Here is a 23,399-nt window from a genome sequence, read left to right on the forward strand (position 1 = left end):
CTCTCCCCGCTCCCCCCTCGCGCCCCCCCCCCCCCCCCCCCACCCCCCCCACTCCCCCCCCCCCCCCCCCCCCCCCCCCCCCCCCCCCCCCCCCCCCGCCTTGCGTATCCTCGGGACGTGCTTCTCTCAGACAAGGACATCCGGGCCGAGATCGACGCCGGGCGGGTCCGCATCGATCCGTACGACGAAACCATGGTGCAGCCGTCGAGCATCGACGTGCGGCTCGACCGGTATTTCCGGGTGTTCGAGAACCACCGCTACCCGCACATCGATCCGGCCGTCGAACAGGCGGACCTCACCCGGCTCGTCGAGCCCGAGGGCGACGAGCCCTTCATCCTGCACCCCGGCGAGTTCGTGCTGGCCAGCACCTACGAGGTCGTGTCGCTTCCCGACGACCTCGCCTCGCGGCTGGAGGGGAAGAGCTCCCTCGGACGCCTCGGACTGGTCACCCACTCCACCGCCGGCTTCATCGACCCCGGCTTCTCCGGGCACGTGACGCTGGAGCTCTCCAACCTCGCGACGCTCCCCATCAAGCTCTGGCCGGGGATGAAGATCGGGCAGCTGTGCATGTTCCGGCTCAGCTCGCCCGCCGAGTTCCCCTACGGCAGCGACCGGTACGGGTCGCGCTACCAGGGCCAGCGCGGTCCGACCGCCTCGCGGTCGTTCCTGAACTTCCATCGGACCCAGGTGTGAGCGAGAGCGACGGGAGCAGCGGGCAGACCATGAGCGACGTACGGGAGAACCTCACCTACGAGCGGTTCGGCGTCGCCGTGCGCGAGCTCGCCCAGACCATCGCCGACGACGGCTACGAGCCCGACATCGTGCTCAGCATCGCCCGTGGCGGCGTCTTCGTCGCCGGCGGCCTCGCCTACGCCCTCGACTGCAAGAACATCCACCTGGTCAACGTGGAGTTCTACACGGGCGTCGGGACCACCCTCGAAATGCCGGTCATGCTCGCGCCCGTCCCGAACGCGATCGACTTCTCCGACAAGAAGGTCCTGATCACGGACGACGTCGCCGACACCGGCAAGACGCTGAAGCTCGTGCACGACTTCTGCGTGGGCGCCGTCGCCGAGGTGCGCAGCGCCGTCGTCTACGAGAAGTCCCACTCCCTCGTGAAGTGCGAGTACGTGTGGAAGCGCACGGACGAGTGGATCAACTTCCCGTGGAGCGTGGAACCCCCCGTCGTCAGGCGGGCGGGGCAGGTGCTCGACGCCTGAGCGGCGGTGGGCCCGCCCGGGGCCGGGGCGGCTGGGGCGGGCCCGAGTGGTGCGGGTGGGTCAGAACGTGCCCAGCTTGATGATCGACAGGATCGCGATCAGCTGGATCGCCGACGCGCCCAGCGCCTTCGGCCAGGGCAGGTCGTGCGAGCGGGACACCATCAGGGTGAGCAGCGCGCCGGCCGCCAGCCAGGTCGCCCAGCCGAGCAGCTGCACGAACGAGGCGTCGCCGCCGAAGAACATGGCGACCAGCAGGCGCGGGGCGTCCGTGATCGACATGATCAGCATGGAGAGGCCGACCGTCGGCTGCCAGGCGCCGTCGCCGCCGAGCTGGCGGGCCAGGGTGTGGGTGACCACGCCCAGGATGAACGTACTCAGGACGATCGCGACGGCCGTGATGAGCACGATCGGCACGGCGTTGGACAGGGTGGCGTTGATGGCGTCCTCGCGGGCGCCGTCGAAGCCGAAGACGGCGAGCAGGCCGTAGAGGAACGTGACGCCGAGCGCGGGGCCCCACATCGCGTAGTCGCGCATCTGCAGGAAGGTCTGGTTCGGGCGGAGGACCATCCCCCGCAGCAGGTCCTTCCAGTGCAGGCGCGGGCCGACCGGCGGGGCCGCGGCCTGGCCGGCGCGGTAGGTCTCGCCCTGGCTGTACGGGTCCTCGCCCACGGCGAATGCCTGGGTGTGTCCCGGCTGATTGGCCGCGTACGGGTCCGGCCCCTGCTGGTAGCCGTTCCGGCCGTCGTCGCCGAAGTACTCCGGCTCGCCCTGGCCGCCCTGCGGCCACCCTCCGCCGTGCGGCTGGCCGCCGTGGGGCGGCTGTCCGCCGTACTGCTGCTGAGGCGCGGGTGGGTAGCCGTACGTCCGGCCCTGGCCCTGGGGGGCCTGCTGTCCGTACGGCGCCTGCCGCGGGTGTTGTTGCGGTCGCCCTTGCGGGGTGCGGTTGTCCCGGCCGCGTCCGATCCTGAATCCAGCCACGTAATCGAACGTACCTGGTCCCGCAGAGTGACGTGCCGGGCCCGGGGGATTGGGCCCGGCTTTGCGGCCGAGCTGTGACATCCCCTAAGGGGACAACAGGCCTGCTCTCAGTGGCTGCTCAGGGTCCCGCCGTACGCGAGCGCGCTTGACGCCGCGGGCAGGCCCAATGAGGTGGGGGTGAACGCGGAGGAGCCCTCGGCCGAGGCCCCCGGGAGCACCCAGACACCGCCCGACGCGCCGTTCTCGCCGGGGGAGCCGACGGCCGCGTCCGGGACGCCGTCGTGATCGTAGTCACCGAAGGTGACCGCCGCGCCGAACGCGTCGCCCGCCTCCGCGACGCCCGGGACGCGCGCGGTGTCCTGCTGGAACGCCACCGAGTGGGCCCCGCCGGACGCGTCCACGATGCCGTTCGGGCCGCCCAGGAGCAGGGTCGCGGCGCCGGCCCTCGCGCGGTCGCCGACGGCCTCGCCCGGGGCGCCCGCGATCAGGTCGTCGCGGCCGTCGCCGTCGACGTCGGCGACGGCGAGGGAGGCCCCGAAGCGGTCGCCGGTCTCGGCGACCCCCGGGACGCCGGCGGTGTCCTGGTTGAGGGTCTGCTTGCGGTGGCCGAAGTTCCCGGGGACTCCGGCGCCGTAGTGGACGTGGATGCCGCCGCCCTCGGCGCGTTCCTCGGGGCCGCAGGGGTCGTCGATGTTCTCGTCGGCGATCTCACGGCACTCGCCGAGGGCGAGGTCGTCGTGGCCGTCGCCGTCGAAGTCGCCCGCGGCCAGCGCGGAGACGCCGGCGTTGTCGGTGTTCCAGATGTTGGCGAGCGACCTCTCCTCGGCGGACCAGCTCCACAGGCGCACGTGCGACTGGGTGAAGGGGGTGTTCGTCCAGTAGCCCGTGGCCAGGTCGGCGGTCCCGTCGTCGCTGCCGTCGAAGTCGCCGGTCGCCAGGAGGGGGGCGCGGCCGCCCATGGGGCCGGTGAAGACGGTGGTCGTGGCGCCGCCGCCGGTCTTCAGCACGACCTTGTCCGTCGCGCCGACGACGACGTCGGTGGCGCCGTCGCCGGTGAGGTCGGCCGCCGCCACGGACTTCCCGTACCCCTCGGAGGCCGCCGGGCCGTTCAGCACGGTGGCCCCGGTGGCCGGGCCGCCCCGCACGCCGCGGAGTACGGCGACGGTGCCCGCGTCGGCACCGGCGCCCGTCACGTCCTCGCCGGGGGCGCCGATGACGAGGTCCGCCGTGCCGTCGCCGTCGACATCGGCGACGGTCACGGCGGCGCCGAAGCGGTCTCCCTTCTCCGGAGTGCCCGGGATGCCGGGTCCGGCCTGGCTGACGCGGGTGTCGCCGGCGGTGCCGAGACCTCCCGGGCCGCCCCAGACGACGTCGACGTACCCGGCCTTCGCCTGCCCGTCGACGGTGGCGTCCGGCACGCCGACGGCGAGGTCCGCGTAGCCGTCGCGGTCGAAGTCGCTGGCGACCGGCGCGGGGGCGGCGGCAGCGGGCGGGGCGAGGGCCAGTCCGGCGGTGGCCGCGGCGGCGACGGTGACGGCTGTGGCGTACGTCCGTATGCGCACGAGGACTCCAACTCGCTTGCGGGGAGATGCGGGGCACTCGTGAGACAGCCGGGGGACGCCGTGGGTTGTGCCGGGGCCCCCGTGGGTTCACGGGGGCCCCGGGGTCACCTCCGGGCGCGCCGCCGTTCGGGGCCGGCGCGCCCCGCGCGGTCGGGTCAGCCGACGAGGACGCCGCCGAGGCTCGGGTCGTCCGCCGTCGGGATGCCGAAGGCGCTCGGGCCGTAGGAGGCGGAACCGGTGGTGGTGAGGCCGGTGGCCGTGCCCGTGAGGTGGTGGACGAGTCCGTCGGCCTCGTTCTCGCCGTCCGAGCCGGCCAGCAGGTCGGCGCGGCCGTCGCCGGTGAGGTCGGTCAGCAGGACGGCCGTGCCGAAGAAGTCGTTGTCCTCGGCGGCGCCGGGGACGCCCGCGGTGTCCTGGGTCAGCCGGGTCGCGGGGCCGAAGCCGCCGGCGCCGCCGTACTGCACGAGGACGGTGCCGTTGCCCGAGGCGATGCCGGAGTCCTCGGGGTGGCCGAGGGCCGGGTCGAGGCGGCCGTCGCCGTCGATGTCGCCGAGCGAGGGACGGCCCGAGTCGGTGAGCGCCAGGGCGGTGCCGACGCCGGAGGCGGTGCCGTGGGAGACGACGGCGGGGCCCGGGGCCTCCAGGTCGCCGCCGGTCGCGGTCTCGGTCTCGCCGGTGACGATGTCGCCGTAGCCGTCCTTGTCGACGTCGCCGACGGCGAGGGCGGTGGCGGTGCGCAGACGCAGGCGGGGGCTCCGGGAAAGACGGGAAGGGCCCGCGCCGTGACGGCGCGGGCCCGACCTGCGGGGGACGTGGGTCAGTTGGCCGCGTTGGCGCCGAACACCGGGTATCCGTCGGTCGAGACGCCGACCGAGGAGGGCGACAGGGAGCGCGCCCCGGTGGTGGTGATCTTCGTGCCGCCGGAGGGCAGGTAGGTGACCGCGCCGTTGAAGTCGTTCTCGCCGGTCGCCGCGACCAGCAGGTCCGCGCGGCCGTCGTGGGTGACGTCGGTGAGCTTGACCTCGGCGCCGAAGTAGTCGTCCTTCTCGTCCGAGCCGGGGACGCCGGCCGTGGACTGGGCGAAGTACTGCGCTCCGGAACCGGTGTTGAGGCCGGACGCGGAGCCGTACAGGACGGTCACAGCGCCGGTGTTGACGACGCTGTTCAGGTTCTCGCCCGCGGCGGAGACGGCCAGGTCCTGGAACCCGTCGCCGTTGATGTCGCCGAGCGAGAGCTCGCCGCCGAACCAGTCGCCGCGCTCGGAATCGCCGGGAACCGAGCCGGAGTTCTGGCTCACGGCCACGGTGTAGTCGGGGCCGGCGGAGGAGCCGTAGATGACGTGGACCTTGCCGCCGGTCACCGACTCGGGCACGGAGGGGGTGTCGTCGTCCGTGGAGGGGTCCCAGTCCTGGCCGGTCACGATGTCGCCGTAGCCGTCGCCGTTCACGTCGCCGATGCCCGTGATCACACCGCGCTTGAGCTCCACGGCGCCGGAGGACACCAGGCCGGAGGCCGAGCCGGGGATGTAGTAGTTGGTGTTCCAGCCGGCGGCGCTGTCGGTCTCGTAGCCGTCGACGACCAGGTCGGTCCTGCCGTCGCCGTTCACGTCGCCCGCGGTCAGGTTGATCGGACCGGTGGGGCCGCCCGACTGGATCGGGGGCTTGACGGTGGCGCGGGCGCCGTAGCCGCCGGCGGGCGTGAGGCCGCCCTTGTAGACGTAGATCGTGCTCTCGCTCGAACCGATCGCGAGGTCGTCCTTGCCGTCGCCGTCGTAGTCGCCCGCGGCGAGCGTCTTGCCCCAGCGGTCGTGCGAGGAGACCGCGGGGTCCTTGATCGTCGTACCACCGGTGAGGCCCTGCGAGGAGCCCCACAGGACGAGGACGGTGCCGCCGTCGGTGTCGCCGTCGACGTCCTCGTACGAGGCCGACACGGCGAGGTCGTCGTAGCCGTCGGAGTTGTAGTCGCCGTAGGCGCTGACCCAGCCGAAGTGGTCGCCGGTCTCGGCGGAGCCCGGGACGCCGGTGGTGTCCTGGCTGACCGTCGTGCGGCTCGTCGAGGTCACGCCGGTCGCCGAGCCGTACAGGGCGACGATCTGACCGGCTTCCTTCTTGCCGCCCACGGTGGCGTCGCCCGCGGAGAACGCGGTGTCGCCGTAGCCGTCGCCGTTGAAGTCCGCCTCGTGGTGGTGGACCGAGTCCGCGGCCAGGGCCGTGGTGGCCGTGAAGGTGAGCAGACCGCCCGTCAGCGTGGCCGCGGCGGCCGTCGCGAGGGCGATTCGCAGGTGCTTGTGCATGCGGGGTTCTCCTGCGGCATGCGGGGAACGCCTGGCGGGCGTTCACAGTCGATGGGGTGCTCGTCGCCCGCGTTTGCCGGGAGTTGTCCTGGGCGTCACGGGGCGGTCGGCGAACAGGAGACCACCGCAGGGGGGCAAGGGTTGTACGGGAATACAGAAAACTTGTGCGACTTACGGGGTCCGGGCGAGCTGCGTGGCCGGCGTGGGCCGTGCGCCGGGCGCGACCGGTGGGGCACGGGAGGCGGGTGCCCGTGTGTGCCCCTCCGGCCGGCCCGGTCCGTCAGCGGCCCAGTTCCGTGCCGTACGCCTTCGCGCCGGACAGGCCGAGGCTGTTCGGCGTGAGGGAACGCGCGCCCGCCGCGTCCGCGGCCGGGACGTACCAGACACCGCCGGTGGCCGCGTTCTCGCCGGGTGCGCCGACGGCGAGGTCGGCGAGCCGGCCGGAGCGGTACCGGTCGGCGGCCACCGTCGCGCCGAAGAGGTCGCCCTCCTCGGCGGTGCCGGGCACGCCCCGCGTGTTCTGCGTGTACGAGACGCCGCCGGAGAGCGGCCCCGACGCGGTGCCGCCGAGGACGGTGACCGAGCCCGCGCTGCCGAGCGAGCCGACGTCCTCGCCGGGTGCGCCGACGACGAGTTCGGACGCGCCGTCGCCGTCCAGGTCGTCCACCGCCACCGAGGCGCCCCACGCGTCGCCCGCCTCGGCCGTGCCGGGCACACCGTCCGACGACTGGGACAGGCAGACGTCCGAGCCGTCCTCCAGGCCGCCCGCGCTGAACCGGACGAGCACCGCCCCGCTCGCCTCGTCCGGGCACGGCGACGGCACGTCCGCCTCGGGGTTGTCGTGCCGGTGCCCGAGGACCAGGTCGTCCGCGCCGTCCGCGTTCAGGTCGCCGGCGGCGAGGGAGGCGGCGTAGTCGCCCGTGCGCCAGACCTCGGCCGCCTCGCCGCCGGACCAGGACCAGACGCCGGTGCCGTACAGCTCCATGCCGGACCAGGTGACCGCGACGTCGTCGGTGCCGTCGCCGTCGAAGTCGCCGGTGGCCAGGTCGTCGGCGGCGGCGAAGTCGTAGCCGTCGAGGAGCGTGGTGGTGGCGGGGGACGTCAGCGGGCCCGGGCGGAACAGGAGCGCGCCGCCCTCCTCCCCGCTGGTGCCGATCGCGAGGTCGGCGTCGCCGTCGTGGTCGTAGTCGCCGGTGGTGAACAGGCCGCCCAGCCGGTCGGCGTCCCCCGCGCCCTTCGCGGCCACCACGCCCCCGCTGCGGAAGCCGGCCGCCGAGCCGAACACGACGGTGACCGTGCCGTGTTCGTCGTGGACGCTGTCGCTGAGGGACTCGCCGGGGGCGCCGACGAGCAGGTCCGCGAAGCCGTCCCGGTCGACGTCCGCCGTCGCGACCCGTGACCCGAACAGGTCGGTGGCCTCGGGGTGGCCGGGTATCCCGCCCGTCGCCTGGCTGACGGTCGCCGATCCCGCGGTGCCGGGGCCCGCCGGGCCGCCCCAGACGACGTTCACGTAACCGGCCTTGGTCTGCCCGGAGACCGTGGCGCCGGGGACCCCGACCGCGATGTCCGCGTAGCCGTCGCCGTTGAAGTCGCCGTCGAGTGCGGGGGCCGCGGACGCGGAACCGGAGAGGGGCAGGGTCAGCCCCGCCGCGGCGAGCGCGGCCACGGATGCCGCGACGGCCAGTTTCCTTGCACGCACGAGTCACTCCCAGGCCGGATGTCGGGTGTCCTGGGTGTGACTCCTGAGGCGTACGAACGGTTGTGCCCGCATGACGTCCGGGTGAACACGACGGTCGGCTTCCGGCCACCGCCCCGGACGGACGGCGGTCCCGGTCCCGGTCCCCCGGCGGTTCCGGAAGCGGGGCAGCCCGGACGGGCGGCAGCGCTAGGTGGGCTGCACCTCAAGGCCGAGGTCCCCGGGGGTGAACAGCTGCGCCTTCTCCGGGTCGAAACCGGTGTCCGAGCCGCGCAGCACCAGGAAGGCGCCCTTGCGCTTCTCGTACAGCGGACCGAACACCACGGCGTCCGCGTGGTCGTCGCCGTCGACGTCGAGCAGCGGCGGCCGGTGGCCGAAGGCGTTCCAGTAGTGCGGGTTCGGCGTGCCGGGCAGCCCCTCGGTCGCGGCGTCCAGCGACTGCTCCCCGGTGGTGGACGGCACGCCGTCCGCCGACCCCGGCAGCAGCGTGACCTTGCCGTCGTGCCGCCGGAAGTCGGGGGTGTCGACCACGACATCGGGCCGACCGTCGCCGTTGACGTCGCCCACGGCCGGGGACGACCCGAAGTCGACGCGCCGCGGGTCGCCGCCGCGGTCGCCGATCACGGTCTCGGGGCGCCCGGTGCCGAGCCCGGTCCGTGCGCCGTACAGGATCGTCAGGGCGCCGCCGGTCTTCGGCAGGTCGGCGGGGCCGACGGTCAGCCGGGTCGGCAGCAGCAGGTCGTCGGTGCCGTCGCCGTCCGCGTCGCCGACGGCCGGGGTGCGCGGGCCGTCGAAGGCGGACAGGGCCCGCTCGATGCGCTCCTCCCGGCGGGTGTCGCGGACGAGCCCCTGCTCGGCGCCCTCGTAGACACCGACGGTGTGCAGTCCGGCGGGCGCGGAGTCGTCCTGCTCGGCGTCGAAGGAGTACGTGAGGACGGCCTCGGCCCGGCCGTCGCCGTCGAAGTCGCCGGTGGCGGCGGTGTTCGGCGTCGCGTAGCCGTCCTGGTCGAGGTCGAGGACCGCCTGGCGCCGTGGCGTGCCGGTGCGGTCGAACGGCCCGTACTGGAGGGAGCCGTCGGTGCCGGGCTCCCCGGAGGTGGTGTCGCCGGTGCCGCCCCGGCCGCCGTCGAGCAGGTCCACGGACCCGTCGCCGTCGAAGTCCGCGGCGGCCAGCGGGCGGAAGCCGCGCGGCAGGTCCAGGACGCGGGCCGCGCCGAGGCCGCGCGGACCGCCGAACATCGCGAAGGTGCGGGCGTCGGCCGGGTCCTTGCCGCGGCTGCCCAGCAGGTCGGTGAAGCCGTCCCCGTCGAGGTCGGTCCGCAGTGGCACCGACACGAACCCCTGGCCCGCGGGCGCTCGCGTGCGGCTGCTCCGGGCGGGATCGAGTCCCTTCTCCGAGCCGTAGACGACGATCAGGGTCCCGGTGAAGTCCTGCTCGCCCGGAGACTTCGCCGGGAGATGGTCGACGTAGTCGTCGTAGCCGTCGCCGTTGAAGTCGCCCGGGTCGGGGTGGTCGGCGGGCTTCCCGGCGGCGGGACGCCCGTGCGAGGGGCGGTCGGCGGTGGGCCCGTCCGCGCTGCATCCGGTGGCGGCGGCGAGGACCGCGGCGCAGACCAGCACGGCGCGCAGGCGTGTCAATGCGACTCCAGGGCTCGTCCGGCGACGGTGCACATCATGACGGCACATGATGGGGCCTGGGCGGGCCGGTGCGGAGGCCGGGGCGCGCGGAACCGGCCGTCCTCCCGATCGAGGGGACCCGTCCTTCGGCACGAGAACACCCCATGTCCCCGGTGGCGACCGGGGACATGGGGTGCGGAGTGTCCGAGGGGCGGCGGCCGGTGCCCGACCGCACGGCCGCCCTCCCCCCGGACGGGGCCGTCACTTGACGGGTTCGGGCTCCGGCGTGCTCTCGGCCTCGGCCGGACCCGCCGGGTCGACCGGTGTCTTGACGGAGTCCAGCAGCAGCTGGGCGACGTCCACGACCTGGACGGACTCCTTGGCCTTGCCGTCGTTCTTCTTGCCGTTGACCGAGTCGGTCAGCATGACGAGGCAGAACGGGCAGGCGGTGGAGACGATGTCCGGGTTCAGGGAGAGCGCCTCGTCGACCCGCTCGTTGTTGATGCGCTTGCCGATCCGCTCCTCCATCCACATCCGCGCGCCGCCGGCGCCGCAGCAGAAGCCGCGCTCCTTGTGGCGGTGCATCTCCTGCTGGCGCAGGCCCGGGACGGCCGACATGATCTCGCGCGGCGGCGTGTAGATCTTGTTGTGGCGGCCCAGGTAGCAGGGGTCGTGGTAGGTGATGAGGCCCTCGACCGGCGTCACCGGCAGCAGCTTGCCCTCGTCGATGAGGTGCTGGAGCAGCTGGGTGTGGTGGATGACCTCGTAGTCGCCGCCGAGCTGCGGGTACTCGTTGCCGAGCGTGTTGAGGCAGTGCGGGCAGGTGGCGACGATCTTCTTGGCGGACTTCGGCTTCTTCGACTCGGCGGTGAAGTTGCCCTCGTCGTCCATCTCCTCGCCGAAGGCCATGTTCAGCGCGGAGACGTTCTCCATGCCGAGCTCCTGGAACAGGGGCTCGTTGCCGAGGCGGCGGGCGGAGTCACCGGTGCACTTCTCGTCGCCGCCCATGATCGCGAACTTGACGCCCGCGATGTGCAGCAGCTCCGCGAAGGCCTTGGTGGTCTTCTTGGCCCGGTCCTCCAGGGCGCCGGCGCAGCCGACCCAGTAGAGGTACTCGACCTCGGAGAGGTCCTCCAGGTCGCGGCCGACGACCGGGATCTCGAAGTCGACCTCCTTCGTCCACTCCAGGCGCTGCTTCTTGGCCAGCCCCCAGGGGTTGCCCTTCTTCTCCAGGTTCTTGAGCATGGTGCCCGCCTCGGACGGGAACGCGCTCTCGATCATCACCTGGTAGCGGCGCATGTCCACGATGTGGTCGACGTGCTCGATGTCGACCGGGCACTGCTCGACGCAGGCACCGCAGGTGGTGCAGGACCACAGGACGTCGGGGTCGATGACCCCGTTCTCCTCCAGGGTGCCGATCAGCGGGCGCTCGGCCTCCGCGAGGGCCGCCGCGGGCACGTCCTTGAGCTGCTCCTCGGTCGCCTTCTCGGTGCCCTCCATGTCCTTGCCGCCGCCGGCCAGCAGGTACGGCGCCTTGGCGTGCGCGTGGTCGCGCAGCGACATGATGAGGAGCTTGGGGGAGAGCGGCTTGCCGGTGTTCCAGGCGGGGCACTGCGACTGGCAGCGGCCGCACTCGGTGCAGGTCGAGAAGTCGAGGATGCCCTTCCAGGAGAACTGCTCCACCTGGGAGACGCCGAAGACGTCGTCCTCGCCCGGGTCGGTGAAGTCGATCGCCTTGCCGCCGGACGTCATCGGCAGCAGTCCGCCGAGGGCGGTGCCGCCCTTGGCGTTGCGCTTGAACCAGATGTTGGGGAAGGCCAGGAAGCGGTGCCAGGCCACACCCATGTCGATCTTCAGCGAGACCGTGATCATCCAGATGAAGGACGTCCCGATCTTGATCATCGCGGTGAGGTAGACCAGGTTCTGCAGCGTGCTGAGGCTCAGCCCGTTGAAGGCGCTGACCAGCGGATACGAGGCGAAGTAGGCGGCCTCGTAGTGGTCCACGCCGGTGAGGGCGCCCTCCAGGCCGCGCAGCGTCATGATCGCGAGGCCGATGATGAGGATGACGGCCTCGACGAAGTAGGCCTGGCCGAAGTTCGAGCCCGCGAAGCGGGACTTGCGGCCGGGCCGGGTCGGCAGCGAGAGCTGGCGGATGACGATGAGGGTCAGGATGCCCAGCGCCGTCATCAGGCCGATGAACTCGACGAAGATCTCGTACGGCAGCCAGTGGCCGATGACGGGCAGCACCCAGTCGGCCTCGAAGAGCTGGCCGAAGGCGTTCACCAGCGTGGCGACCAGCGAGAAGAAGCCGACGGCGACGAACCAGTGTGCGACACCGACCACGCCCCAGCGGTTCATCCGGGTGTGGCCGAGGAACTCCCTGACCACCGTGACGGTACGCGCTGCCCAGTCGTCGGTACGGGTGCCCGCGGGGACGTCCTGGCCGAGCCGCACGAACCGGTAGATCTGTGCGATGGCTCGGGCGAACAGCGCCACGCCGACTACGGCGAGTACCAGCGACACAATGATCGCGGCGAGTTGCATTTGGGGGCTCCTCGGGCCTGCGAGGTGGTGCTTCGAGAGTGATTACTAAGCGGTAACTTATGCAGTCCGTCTGAGACTACCCATTTCCAGCGCCGCACTGTAGCCAGGCGGGCGGTGATCTGTGTCGCTGAGGCTTGCCTCACAGGGGCACCGCACCTCCGGACCGCGGGGCCGCGGCCCGCCCGGTGGAACCGGATGCTGTCATTCACACCATATTGCGGCATTTCTCCCCGGCGTGGACGTACGCTCCCCGGGCACCCGGTGTCGGATTGCCCCGGCTCGGCCATTCGGGGGTCACCCAAGGCGCACGCAAATACCCAGCTCAGGACCCTGTTGCGCGTAAGGAACGGATAAGAGTTGAGCCTCCCCGACTCAGCTCTGTTGACCACACGCCCGGCGTGATGCACACTTGAGTCCGTTCCACTCAAGTCAGCTGGAGGAATTGACATGGCACGTGCGGTCGGCATCGACCTGGGCACGACTAACTCCGTCGTCAGCGTTCTGGAGGGCGGCGAGCCCACCGTCATCACCAACGCCGAGGGCGCCAGGACCACGCCGTCCGTCGTCGCCTTCGCCAAGAACGGTGAGGTGCTCGTCGGCGAGGTCGCCAAGCGCCAGGCGGTCACGAACGTCGACAGGACGGTCCGTTCGGTCAAGCGCCACATGGGCACTGACTGGAAGATCAACCTGGACGGCAAGGACTTCAACCCGCAGCAGATGAGCGCCTTCATCCTGCAGAAGCTGAAGCGCGACGCCGAGGCCTACCTGGGCGAGAAGGTCACGGACGCGGTCATCACCGTCCCGGCGTACTTCAACGACTCCGAGCGTCAGGCGACGAAGGAGGCCGGCGAGATCGCGGGCCTGAACGTCCTGCGCATCGTGAACGAGCCGACCGCCGCCGCCCTGGCGTACGGCCTCGACAAGGACGACCAGACGATCCTCGTCTTCGACCTCGGTGGCGGCACCTTCGACGTGTCCCTCCTGGAGATCGGCGACGGCGTCGTCGAGGTGAAGGCCACCAACGGCGACAACCACCTCGGTGGTGACGACTGGGACCAGCGCGTCGTCGACTACCTGGTGAAGCAGTTCCAGAGCGGCCACGGCGTGGACCTCTCCAAGGACAAGATGGCTCTCCAGCGTCTGCGCGAGGCTGCCGAGAAGGCCAAGATCGAGCTGTCCTCGTCCACCGAGACCTCGATCAACCTGCCGTACATCACGGCGTCCGCCGAGGGCCCGCTGCACCTGGACGAGAAGCTCACCCGGGCGCAGTTCCAGCAGCTGACGGCCGACCTGCTGGAGCGCTGCAAGACGCCGTTCCACAACGTGATCAAGGACGCCGGCATCCAGCTGTCCGAGATCGACCACGTCGTGCTCGTCGGCGGCTCCACCCGTATGCCGGCCGTCGCGGAGCTCGTGCGCGAGCTGACCGGCGGCAAGGACGCCAACAAGGGCGTCAACCCGGACGAGGTCGTCGCCATCGGCGCCGCCCTGCAGGCCGGTGTGCTCAAGGGTGAGGTCAAGGACGTCCTGCTCCTCGACGTGACCCCGCTGTCCCTCGGTATCGAGACCAAGGGAGGGATCATGACGAAGCTCATCGAGCGCAACACCACGATCCCGACCAAGCGCTCCGAGATCTTCACGACGGCCGAGGACAACCAGCCGTCCGTGCAGATCCAGGTCTACCAGGGCGAGCGCGAGATCGCGGCGTACAACAAGAAGCTCGGGATGTTCGAGCTGACCGGTCTGCCGCCGGCGCCCCGCGGCGTCCCGCAGATCGAGGTCGCCTTCGACATCGACGCCAACGGCATCATGCACGTGACCGCGAAGGACCTGGGCACGGGCAAGGAGCAGAAGATGACCGTCACCGGCGGCTCCTCGCTGCCGAAGGACGAGGTCGACCGGATGCGCCAGGAGGCCGAGAAGTACGCGGAGGAGGACCACGCCCGCCGCGAGGCCGCCGAGACCCGCAACCAGGGCGAGCAGCTCGTCTACCAGACCGAGAAGTTCCTCAAGGACAACGAGGACAAGGTCCCGGGCGAGGTCAAGACCGAGGTCGAGGCCGGCATCGAGGAGCTGAAGGCCGCGCTCAAGGGCGAGGACACCGCCGAGATCCGCACGGCCACCGAGAAGGTCGCCGCCGTCTCCCAGAAGCTGGGCCAGGCGATGTACGCCGACGCCAACGCCGCGCAGGCGGCCGGTGGCGCCGAGGGTGCCGCCGGTGCCGAGCAGCCGAAGGGTGCCGACGACGACGTCGTCGACGCCGAGATCGTCGACGAGGACCGCAAGGACGGTGCCGCGTGACGGAGGAGACCCCGGGTTTCGAAGAGAAGCCTGACGTCCCTTCCGGCGCCACCTCTGACGACGCCGAGCCGCAGGCCGCCACCCCCTCCTCGGAAGAGGAGGCGGCGGCGGCCCCGGACGGGGACGCAGCAGCACAGTTGGCCGGCCTGACGGCCCAGCTGGACCAGGCCCGCACCGCGCTCACCGAGCGCACGGGGGACCTCCAGCGGCTCCAGGCCGAGTTCCAGAACTACCGCCGCCGGGTCGAGCGCGACCGGATCGCGGTCAAGGAGATCGCCGTGGCGAACCTCCTGACCGAGCTCCTGCCCGTACTCGACGACATCGGCCGCGCGCGGGAGCACGGCGAACTGGTCGGCGGCTTCAAGTCGGTGGCCGAGTCGCTGGAGACCGTCGCGGCGAAGATGGGCCTGCAGCAGTTCGGCAAGGAGGGCGAGCCCTTCGACCCGACCATCCACGAGGCCCTGATGCACAGTTACGCGCCGGACGTCACCGAGACGACGTGCGTGGCGATTCTGCAGCCTGGGTATCGCATCGGCGAGCGCACCATCCGCCCCGCGCGGGTGGCCGTCGCCGAGCCCCAGCCCGGGGCGCAGACGGTCAAGGCGGACTCCCCGGAGTCGGCCGAGTCGGCCGAGGACAAGGAGAGCGGTGGCCCGGACGAGGGCTGACGTTGTACGGACGAGGGAGGAGGGACGTCGAGGATGAGCACCAAGGACTTCATCGAGAAGGACTACTACAAGGTCCTCGGCGTCCCCAAGGACGCCACCGAGGCCGAGATCAAGAAGGCGTACCGGAAGCTCGCCCGCGAGTTCCACCCGGACGCCAACAAGGGCAACGCGAAGGCGGAGGAGCGCTTCAAGGAGATCTCCGAGGCGAACGACGTCCTCGGTGACCCCAAGAAGCGCAAGGAGTACGACGAGGCGCGCACCCTCTTCGGCAACGGCGGCTTCCGGCCCGGTCCCGGCGCGGGCGGCGGCTCCTTCAACTTCGACCTGGGCGACCTCTTCGGAGGCGGTGCCCAGGGCGGCGGTACGGCGGCCGGCGGCTTCGGCGGCGGCATAGGCGATGTCTTCGGGGGCCTGTTCAACCGCGGTGGCGCGGGCACCGGCGCCCGGACGCAGCCCCGGCGCGGCCAGGACATCGAGTCCGAGGTCACGCTGAGCTTCACGGAGGCGGTGGACGGCGCGACGGTCCCGTTGCGCATGTCCTCCCAGTCGCCCTGCAAGGCCTGTTCGGGCACCGGCGACGCGAACGGCACACCGCGCGTGTGCCCGACGTGCGTCGGCACCGGCCAGGTGGCCCGGGGATCGGGCGGCGGCTTCTCGCTGACCGACCCCTGCCCGGACTGCAAGGGCCGCGGCCTGATCGCCGAGAACCCCTGCGAGGTCTGCCGGGGCAGCGGCCGGGCCAAGTCCTCCCGCACGATGCAGGTGCGCATCCCGGCCGGGGTGAGCGACGGCCAGCGGATCAGGCTGCGCGGCAAGGGTGCCCCGGGCGAACGGGGCGGCCCCGCCGGCGACCTGTACGTGGTCGTGCACGTGGACGCGCACCCGGTCTTCGGCCGCAAGGGCGACAACCTCACCGTCACCGTGCCCGTCACCTACCCGGAGGCGGCGCTGGGGGGCGAGGTGCGCGTGCCCACGCTGGGCGGGCCGCCGGTCACCCTGAAGCTGCCGCCGGGCACGCCCAACGGCCGCACGATGCGGGCGCGGGGCAAGGGCGCGGTCCGCAAGGACGGCACACGCGGCGACCTGCTGGTCACCGTCGAGGTCGCCGTCCCCAAGGACCTCTCGGGCAAGGCTCGCGACGCGTTGGAGGCGTATCGCGAGGCGACCGCGGAGGAGGATCCGCGGGCGGAGCTGTTCCAGGCCGCGAAGGGAGCATGAGGACGCCATGGACGGAATCGGCCGTCGACGCAACCCGTACGAACTGACCGAGGAGACGCCGGTCTACGTCATCTCGGTGGCGGCCCAGCTCTCCGGTCTGCACCCGCAGACCCTGCGTCAGTACGACCGCCTCGGCCTGGTCTCTCCCGACCGCACGGCCGGGCGGGGCCGGCGCTACTCGGCCCGCGACATCGAACTGCTGCGTACCGTTCAGCAGTTGTCGCAGGACGAGGGCATCAACCTGGCGGGCATCAAGCGGATCATCGAGCTGGAGAACCAGGTCGCCGCCCTCCAGTCCCGGGTCGCGGAGATGGAGGCGGCCCTCGACGGAGCCGCGGCCGCGATGCAGCAGCGCGAGGCCGCCGTCCACGCCTCGTACCGGCGGGACCTGGTGCCTTACCAGGACGTCCAGCAGACCAGTGCGCTGGTGGTCTGGCGGCCCAAGCGGTCGTCCGAGCAGTAGGCGCGCACGCGTCACCCCGTACGTGCAGGGGCCGGGAGGTGAGGTTCACCTCCCGGCCCCTGCACGTGCGGGGACGCGGCCCAGGCGGCCCGGCGGCCCCCTTCCGGCCGGCGCCGGGCCGGCTGCGCGCTGCACGTCGCGATCGCCGGCGGGGCGGGCGGCCTCAGGTCGCTCCGCGGTCGCCCAGGGCGCGGGCGCAGCGGGCCGCCATGCGCCGGGTCTCCTCCTCCACATGGGCGGCGAGCAGCGGGTCGGCGGCGATGCGTTCCAGGAGTCCGGCGATGCGGCGCAACCGCACCGGCACCGGGGCGGGAGCGACGGGCCGCAGGCGCAGCCGTTCGCGGACGGCCTCCTCCAGTTCCACGACCCCGTCGGTGATGTCGCGCACGGCGTCCGGGACGGACAGGCGTACGGACGGGGCGGGCCCGCCCGCCGCGGGTTCCGCGGGGCCGTCCGGGAGCCCCTCCCGGGTTCCCGGGGCCAGTGCCTCGACGAGTGCGGGGAAGCGGCGGACGAGCGAGCCGATCCAGACCGCGCTCCCCGTCGTTCGGGCGCCGCTCATCCGGCGACCTCCCTCCCACCCGCTCGATGGGAACAGGCGTTCGATTAATGGGCCGAGGGACACCTTCGCACGGGGTGGCGGCGTACGCAAGTGGCTACTCTCCGTGAGGGACGGAGGTGTGGACGGGGGTGCCGGAACTTTCCACGAAGTGGAGAGGGCGCAACGTTCCCGCACGTCCGGAGAGTTGGTACCTTCACACGCCACACACAGAAGGCCGTTGCCATCTCGTTAAGTGGTTACTCCTTGACGCTGCGGTGATCGCCGCGTTGGCTTTCAGCCACCTGGTCGCAATGCTGCGTCCTCGTCCGGAAGGCACATGAAGTGAACACCCGAATCCGTATGCGTCGTACTGCCATAGCCTTGGGCGCATTTGCCATGGCTGCCCCGCTCGCCGCCTGCGGCGTCGTGGACGGCATCGGTGGTGACGGCAGCTCCGCCAGCCCCAAGAAGGGCGACGACATCACGGTGGGTCTGCTCCTTCCGGAGAAGGAGAACTCTCGCTACGAGAAGTTCGACTACCCCATCATCGAGAAGAAGGTCCTCGAACTCACCAACGACAAGGGCCGGGTCGAGTACGCCAACGCCGAGCAGGACGCGGCCAAGCAGAGCAGCCAGCTGGAGCAGATGGTGGCCGACAAGGTCGACGTCGTGCTGCTGGACGCGGTGGACTCCAAGTCGATAGCGGCCGGAGTCAAGAAGGCGAAGGACGCGGGCATCCCCGTCATCGCGTACGACCGCCTGGCGCAGGGGCCGATCGACGCGTACATCTCCTTCGACAACGAGCTCGTCGGCGAGGTGCAGGGCAGGGCGCTGGTGGAGTCGCTCGGCGCCGACGCGGCCAACCGCAAGATCGTCATGATGAACGGTTCGGTCACCGACCCGAACGCCGCCCAGTTCAAGGCGGGCGCCCTCGGCGAGCTCGAGGGCAAGGTGCAGATCGCCAAGCGGTACGACACCAAGGACTGGAAGCCGGAGAACGCCAAGACCCAGATGGAGCAGGCGATCACGGCCATCGGCCTGGACAACATCGCCGGTGTCTACTCCGCCAACGACGGCATGGCGGGCGCCGTCATCGAGGCCCTCAAGGAGACCGGCGCCACCAAGATCCCGCCGGTCACCGGTCAGGACGCCGAACTGGACGCCGTGCAGCGCATCGTCTCGGGCGACCAGTTCATGAGCGTCTACAAGTCGTACCCGCAGGAGGCCGAGGCCGCGGCCCAGATGGCCGTCGCGAAGGTCCAGGGCCGGTCGATCGAGTTCGACGCCCTCACCCGCGACAAGGTCGACAGCCCCACCACGAAGAAGGTCCCCGCGCAGCTGGTCCCCGTGGTCGCGCTGACCAAGAAGAACATCCAGGAGACCGTCGTGGAGGAAGGTTTCTACACGGTCAAGCAGATCTGCACGTCGAAGTTCAAGGCGGACTGCGCGGCGATCGGCCTGAAGTAGGCCCGTCCCGGGCGCGTACCCCGGCCGGACCGCATGCGCGGAGATCCGGTGAAAAGGGCGGCGCCGAGAGTGGGACGAACGGGACTCCCCGGCAGCGTGCGGCAGTTGGACGACTCGAAGATCGTCTACTGTTGCGCGCTGCCACATCGTGATCACGGGGGAGATGTAAACGGATGCGCGCGACGAACGAGGAGACACGGCGGAGCCCCGGGGGCGCGCGGACCACGGGAGCGGTGGCGGGGCTGGTGCTCTCCCTCGGTCTGCTGGCCGGCTGCGGCTCCGGTGACTCGGCCGGGGAGGCCGCGCACCGGGGCGGCGGCTCGGACGGCTCCGGCGGGGCGTCACAGGCCGGGCCCGCCTACCGGGGCCCCCGGCTGCCCGGACTCGCCGAACGGGCGGCGTGGAGCCTGCCCGCCGCCGGGAGCGGCGGCGCCCCGGGCGTGCTCGACCTCGGCGAGGCGTTCGTCTTCGCGAAGGGCGCCGACGGCGCCTACCTGGCGGACTTCGACGCCGCGGGGGAGCCCGAGAGCGGCAAGAACCGGGTGCTGCACCTGTCCGACGAACCGGAGGAGCTCGTCCTGGAGTTCCGGGACGCCGAGTCCGGCGGCGTACGCAGGAGCCTGAAGGTGAAGGCCGACTCCGTCACCGCCACCACCTGGCACGACGGTGTCCCCGCTCTCGCCGTCGGGACGTCCCGGACCGACGGCTCCGACGGACTGACCGAGGAGACCGTCACCTCGACGGCGACCCTGTACGACGCCGCCGGGACCGAGCTGGGCGTGAGCGGACTCCCGCAGGACCCGAACAGCCTGGTGGACCGGTCCACGTACGCCGCCGCCTTCCTCCTGGAGGGCCACCGCGTCGGGGTCGCCGACGGAACGCTTCGCCTCACGCCCCTCGACGGCGGTGACGCCCGCACGGTCGCATGCACCGGTGCGCAGGCCGACTGCGCCTTCCTCCCCGAGACCGGCGAGGCCACCGGGGCGTCCACGTACGCGCCGCTGGTCACCGGCGACTACTTCGCGGGCTTCGAGAACGCCTCCGGCTACGAGAGCGACCCGGAACAGGTCACCCTCTCCGACCTCGGCACCGGCCGGAAGGTGTGGAGCAGCGCCGACGTCGAGCCGCCCCGGGGCGTGGAGTTCACGGACGACGGCGACCGGAGGTCCGAGGGCATCAGGGTGCTGCGGGTCGCGGACGGCAGGGTCCTCACGGCCTGGCAGACCGCCGCCGGGTCGGATGTCTGGATCGACGCCTGGTACGAACTGGAGGGCGGTGGTAAGGCGGTCGCCTCCTGGCCGAGCGTCAAGGAGCCCCTCCTCTCCGCGTCCGGAGACCTGGCGGCGGCGGCCACGGACGAGGGCACGGTCGTACGCGAGACGGCCACCGGCAAGCAGCTCTGGGCCCAGGGGGCGGGCGAGAAGGCGCTGACTCCCCTGCGCTTCTCCGCGGACGACTCGGTGCTGTACGGCACGACCGGGGGCGACCTCGCCGTGGCGGTCGACGCACGCACGAAGGACGTGCTGGGCAAGGACCTGCCCGCGGACCGCGTGCCCTTCTTCGACGACGCCACCCGCTACGGCTACCTCGGCACCGAGGACGGCTTCTTCGTCTTCGAACCGGCGTCCTGACGACCGCGTCCCGGCCGGCCGCCCCCTCGACCGTAGACATCCGGCCACCCGTCCCGGGGGCCCGGCGTCCCGCCGCGCCGACGCGCACGGGCGCGGTGCGGGGTGCCGGGACGGTCAGCTTGTTGCAACGGGCCGTTGCGGAGGTGGGGATATGTGCCGACGTGTCGGGGCGATCGGGGGCAGCCGCGGGAGAGAGGCGTGTTGCGATGGCGGACCGGGCCGCGCATAGTGTCGCTGCGGAAGACGCCGAGGCGTTGCATCGCGCAAGACGCTGGAGCCAGGAGTTTGGAGCCAGGGGTGGGAGATGGCGGGGCACGGGACGGACACGCATCCGCACGGTGCTGACCGGCTGTGCGAGGCCGGGGACCGCGTGTATTCCCGGGCCGTGCGGCGGGGCCGCGTGCTGCGCTCGGACGCCGACGCGGTGCCGTGCCTGCTCGAACTGGCGCTGCTGCACCCGGACCCCGACGACATGGGCTGGCTGGTGCCGACCTCGCCGCAGGAGGTCATGACGCGGCTGCTGCGGGGCGTCTACGAGGAGGTCACCGCCAGCCAGTCGCGGGTGGGTGACGCCGTGGCCGCCTTCGAGTGGTACGCGGGACTCGGCGGGCGCGTCCGGGCACCGGCCGAGGGCGCCGCCATCCGCGTGCTCGACGGACTGCCCCGGATCCGGGCCGCGATGGACGAGGCCACCGAGGCGTGCCGCACCGAGGTGCTGACGGTGCAGCCGGGCGGCATCCGCCGCGAGGACGAGTTGTCGGAGGGCCTGCACCGGGCGCTGGGGCTGCGCCGGCGCGGGGTGCGGATGCGCGACCTGTACACCCACGTGGCGCGGCACGGCCAGGGCCTGCACACGTACATGGAACTCATGGGGGAGGCGGCCGAGGCCCGCACGCTCGACGAGGTCGTGGAGCGGCTGATCGTCTTCGACCGCAAGGTGGCGTTCATCCCCGCCAACGCGGACCGCACGATCGCCCTGGAGCTGCGCCACCCGGCGCTGGTGGACTACCTGGTCACGGTCTTCGAACGGCTGTGGCGGCTCGGCATCCCGCTGGCCGCGCCGTTGCCCTCGACGGGCATCGAGGGCATCACGCACCGGGAGCGGTCGATCGCCGCGCTGCTGGCGGAGGGGCACCAGGACGCCGTGGTCGCCGAGCGGCTCGGCATCAGCGTCCGCACCTGCCGTGCCCACATCGCCCGGCTCTCCGAGACCCTCGGGGCGGCCAGCAGGACGCAGTTGGGCGTGCGGATCGCCCAGGCCGGCCTGGACGGGCCGCCGCGGGCCGCCGACCCCGCGCAACCGGTGCCCGTCGGTGTGCCCGACCAGGACTCCTCCGCGGCCCGCTGAGCCCGGGCCCCGGCCCTCGCGCGGGCGGTCAGTGATCCGGGTCCAGGATCCCCGACTGGGCTATCAGGAAGCCCAGTTGGGCGCGGCTGCCACTGCCGAGTGCGGCGGCCAGCTTGGCGATGTGGGCGCGGCAGGTGCGGACGTTCATGCCGAGGCGGCGGGCGATGGCCTCGTCGACGTGGCCCTCCACGAGCAGTTTGGCGATGGAGCGCTGGACGCCGGTGATGCCGTCCGTGGGCGGGGCGTAGGGGGCCTCCTCGAGGAGCGGGACGCCGCGCGCCCAGAGCTGTTCGAAGACCTTGGCCAGGTACTCTACGAGACCGGGGTGGCGCAGTTCGAGTGCCATCTGGCCGTCGCCGCGCGCCGGGATGAAGGCGACCGTGCGGTCGAAGATCATCAGCCGTTCGATGAGCTCTTCGAGGGTGCGGATCTCGACATTGCCCTTGGTCATGTGCTCCGCGTACGCCAGCGTGCCCTGGCTGTGCCGGGCGGTGTGCTGGTAGAGCGTGCGCATGGTGATGCCGCGGGCGATGACCGCCCGCCCGCGCTCCAGGGCCTCGATGAGAGAGTGTTCGCTGCGCCCGCCGCCCGGCTGGACGGTCAGGATCTCCGAGTGGCACTCGGCCATGGCGAGTTCGATCGCGGAGTTGATCCGGTTGATGCCTTCCAGCACGGTGATGGCGTGCGTGGTCGGCGGATCCTGGGCGGTGATGGCCATGAATGGCTCGAAGGAGTCGGTCAACTCCACGGCCAGGCTTCTACGCTCCTGGATCTCCCGCTCGATGGGGTGCAGGCGCTGGGCGAGCGCGGCCGCCGGCGGTACCGGCCGGAGCCACAGGGGGTCGTCCGGGTCGGGGTGCAGCAGCGCGAATTCCATCAGGCAGGGAGCCGGTTCGACCTCCTTGCGCGCGATGCGCCCCGAGCGCAGCGCGGTGGCATAAAGACGCTTGCCTTCGTCGCACAGTTCAGTCTCGGCATGAGGATGTGTCCGATGTGAGTTCTTTGTAGGCAAAGCTCCACCCCCCAGGGTCCTGAACGTGCAGGAACATGATGCATCGACCCTGTGGTGTTTGCCTGACTGAATGAGCCATCGTCTTGGAGGACGGCGGGGGAGAGTATCCAAGGAAGTGAGGACGAAGCCGACTATGTGCAAGAGAATGGTTCGCTCGGTGCTCGCTGTCGCCTTCTCCGCTGGGATGGTCTTCAGTGCCGTAAGCGCCCTGGACCTTTCCTGGAGCAGTGAGCCTGCCGATGCACAAGTGTCCAGCACGACCGACGCCGTGCCCGGCGACCTCTCCTGGAGCATCGCCCCGCCTGATCTCTCCTGGAGCCGCGTGCAGGGGGACCTCTCGTGGAGCATCGGTTCCCCCAAGGGCGTGGCCGCATGACCATCCCGCCCGACGACCGTTCCTTCCGCCGGGAGATGGCGACCGCCTACCGGTCCGGCTGGCACTTCATCGACCTGGTCACCGCCATCCCCCACAGTGGTGACTCGCTGATGGTGACGGTCTTCGGAGAGCCGGTGGTCGTCACCCGGGACGACGACGAGGACGTCCGGGCCTACCGGTGTCTGCGGCGGCCTCGGGGGGCGCCGCAGCCAGTACGGTGCGCCATCCGGTACGGCATGATCTTCGTGAACCTGGATCAGCGTGACCACCAGCTGGTCGAGCCGGAAGCCCCGGACGTACGGACCATCTCAGCCACCCCCCGCAGTGCCTGACGCGATTCCCCCGTCGTTGTAGATCGCGCAGGTGCTTCCCCCCGCAGCGGGGGGGGGGGGGGGGGGGGGGGGGGGGGGGGGGGGGGGGGGGGGGGGGGGGGGGGGGGGGGGGGGGGGGGGGGGGGGGGGGGG

General features: G+C 71.8%; 20 protein-coding genes. 11 read left to right on the forward strand and 9 right to left on the reverse strand.

Features of this window, described 5'->3' with window-relative positions; genetic code table 11:
- Positions 1-117 precede the first annotated feature (117 nt).
- Entirely contained in the window at positions 118-693 is a 576-nt protein-coding gene (gene dcd / locus ACZ4NT_RS14700) for a dCTP deaminase (protein ID WP_121405125.1), read from the forward strand.
- A 29-nt stretch (positions 694-722) separates the two neighbouring features.
- Positions 723-1,220, forward strand: a complete 498-nt coding sequence (locus ACZ4NT_RS14705; RefSeq protein ID WP_121406343.1) for a phosphoribosyltransferase — start codon at positions 723-725, stop codon at positions 1,218-1,220.
- Between the two features lie 60 nt (positions 1,221-1,280).
- Here ACZ4NT_RS14705 and ACZ4NT_RS14710 read toward each other — a convergent pair whose 3' ends face one another.
- The 7 genes from ACZ4NT_RS14710 to ACZ4NT_RS14740 form a co-directional block, all read right to left on the reverse strand.
- Positions 1,281-2,279 carry a Yip1 family protein gene (locus tag ACZ4NT_RS14710; RefSeq protein WP_467725515.1) on the reverse strand — a complete coding sequence of 333 codons (999 nt, stop codon included), beginning with the start codon at positions 2,277-2,279 and terminating at the stop codon, positions 1,281-1,283.
- Positions 2,280-2,305: 26 nt separating this feature from the next.
- On the reverse strand, positions 2,306-3,760 hold the full coding sequence (locus ACZ4NT_RS14715) for an integrin-like protein (RefSeq protein WP_467725516.1): 1,455 nt from the start codon (positions 3,758-3,760) through the stop codon (positions 2,306-2,308).
- A gap of 155 nt (positions 3,761-3,915) precedes the next feature.
- Positions 3,916-4,224 (reverse strand): hypothetical protein, encoded by a 309-nt coding sequence (locus ACZ4NT_RS14720; RefSeq protein ID WP_467725518.1) that lies wholly within the window; start codon positions 4,222-4,224, stop codon positions 3,916-3,918.
- Positions 4,225-4,577: 353 nt separating this feature from the next.
- A complete protein-coding gene (locus tag ACZ4NT_RS14725; protein WP_467725520.1) occupies positions 4,578-6,053 on the reverse strand; it encodes an FG-GAP-like repeat-containing protein in 1,476 nt (491 codons plus the stop codon).
- 280 nt (positions 6,054-6,333) lie between these two features.
- On the reverse strand, positions 6,334-7,752 hold the full coding sequence (locus ACZ4NT_RS14730; RefSeq protein ID WP_467725521.1) for an FG-GAP repeat protein: 1,419 nt from the start codon (positions 7,750-7,752) through the stop codon (positions 6,334-6,336).
- Positions 7,753-7,938: 186 nt separating this feature from the next.
- A complete protein-coding gene (locus ACZ4NT_RS14735) occupies positions 7,939-9,387 on the reverse strand; it encodes an FG-GAP repeat protein (RefSeq protein ID WP_467725523.1) in 1,449 nt (482 codons plus the stop codon).
- Between the two features lie 240 nt (positions 9,388-9,627).
- Positions 9,628-11,910 carry a (Fe-S)-binding protein gene (locus tag ACZ4NT_RS14740; RefSeq protein WP_121405132.1) on the reverse strand — a complete coding sequence of 761 codons (2,283 nt, stop codon included), beginning with the start codon at positions 11,908-11,910 and terminating at the stop codon, positions 9,628-9,630.
- A 447-nt stretch (positions 11,911-12,357) separates the two neighbouring features.
- Between ACZ4NT_RS14740 and dnaK the strand changes: the two genes are divergently transcribed.
- From dnaK to ACZ4NT_RS14760, 4 genes are read left to right on the forward strand one after another with little or no spacing between them, the layout of a single operon-like run.
- A complete protein-coding gene (dnaK, locus tag ACZ4NT_RS14745) occupies positions 12,358-14,211 on the forward strand; it encodes a molecular chaperone DnaK (RefSeq protein ID WP_121405134.1) in 1,854 nt (617 codons plus the stop codon).
- Positions 14,208-14,879, forward strand: a complete 672-nt coding sequence (gene grpE, locus ACZ4NT_RS14750; RefSeq protein WP_121405135.1) for a nucleotide exchange factor GrpE — start codon at positions 14,208-14,210, stop codon at positions 14,877-14,879. Before dnaK ends, grpE begins: the two co-directional genes overlap by 4 nt.
- A 33-nt stretch (positions 14,880-14,912) precedes the next feature.
- Entirely contained in the window at positions 14,913-16,097 is a 1,185-nt protein-coding gene (gene dnaJ, locus ACZ4NT_RS14755; RefSeq protein ID WP_121405136.1) for a molecular chaperone DnaJ, read from the forward strand.
- 7 nt (positions 16,098-16,104) lie between these two features.
- Positions 16,105-16,560, forward strand: a complete 456-nt coding sequence (locus ACZ4NT_RS14760) for a heat shock protein transcriptional repressor HspR (RefSeq protein ID WP_121405137.1) — start codon at positions 16,105-16,107, stop codon at positions 16,558-16,560.
- A 163-nt stretch (positions 16,561-16,723) separates the two neighbouring features.
- Here ACZ4NT_RS14760 and ACZ4NT_RS14765 read toward each other — a convergent pair whose 3' ends face one another.
- Positions 16,724-17,122, reverse strand: a complete 399-nt coding sequence (locus ACZ4NT_RS14765) for a hypothetical protein (protein ID WP_121405138.1) — start codon at positions 17,120-17,122, stop codon at positions 16,724-16,726.
- A 375-nt stretch (positions 17,123-17,497) separates the two neighbouring features.
- On the opposite strand from ACZ4NT_RS14765, the gene ACZ4NT_RS14770 reads away from it, so the two are divergent.
- The 3 genes from ACZ4NT_RS14770 to ACZ4NT_RS14780 all read left to right on the forward strand — a co-directional run bounded on the left by ACZ4NT_RS14770 (position 17,498) and on the right by ACZ4NT_RS14780 (position 21,547).
- Complete coding sequence (locus ACZ4NT_RS14770; RefSeq protein ID WP_467725527.1) at positions 17,498-18,568, forward strand: substrate-binding domain-containing protein; 1,071 nt, start codon at positions 17,498-17,500, stop codon at positions 18,566-18,568.
- Between the two features lie 173 nt (positions 18,569-18,741).
- Positions 18,742-20,199: a hypothetical protein gene (locus ACZ4NT_RS14775; protein WP_121405140.1), complete on the forward strand. Its 1,458-nt coding sequence runs from the start codon at positions 18,742-18,744 to the stop codon at positions 20,197-20,199.
- Between the two features lie 385 nt (positions 20,200-20,584).
- Entirely contained in the window at positions 20,585-21,547 is a 963-nt protein-coding gene (locus ACZ4NT_RS14780; RefSeq protein WP_467725529.1) for a helix-turn-helix transcriptional regulator, read from the forward strand.
- Positions 21,548-21,575: 28 nt separating this feature from the next.
- On the opposite strand, the gene ACZ4NT_RS14785 is transcribed toward ACZ4NT_RS14780, so the two are convergent.
- A complete protein-coding gene (locus ACZ4NT_RS14785; protein ID WP_467725531.1) occupies positions 21,576-22,424 on the reverse strand; it encodes a helix-turn-helix transcriptional regulator in 849 nt (282 codons plus the stop codon).
- Between the two features lie 382 nt (positions 22,425-22,806).
- Here ACZ4NT_RS14785 and ACZ4NT_RS14790 point away from each other — a divergent pair, with 382 nt between their 5' ends.
- Positions 22,807-22,935: a hypothetical protein gene (locus ACZ4NT_RS14790; RefSeq protein ID WP_467725533.1), complete on the forward strand. Its 129-nt coding sequence runs from the start codon at positions 22,807-22,809 to the stop codon at positions 22,933-22,935.
- The gene (locus ACZ4NT_RS14795) at positions 22,932-23,267 is read left to right on the forward strand and encodes a hypothetical protein (protein WP_121405144.1); all 336 of its coding nucleotides are present in this window, start codon (positions 22,932-22,934) and stop codon (positions 23,265-23,267) included. The genes ACZ4NT_RS14790 and ACZ4NT_RS14795 overlap by 4 nt, the downstream gene beginning before the upstream one ends.
- Positions 23,268-23,399 lie beyond the last annotated feature (132 nt).

The sequence above is a fragment of the Streptomyces sp. NPDC026417 genome (assembly GCF_055567695.1).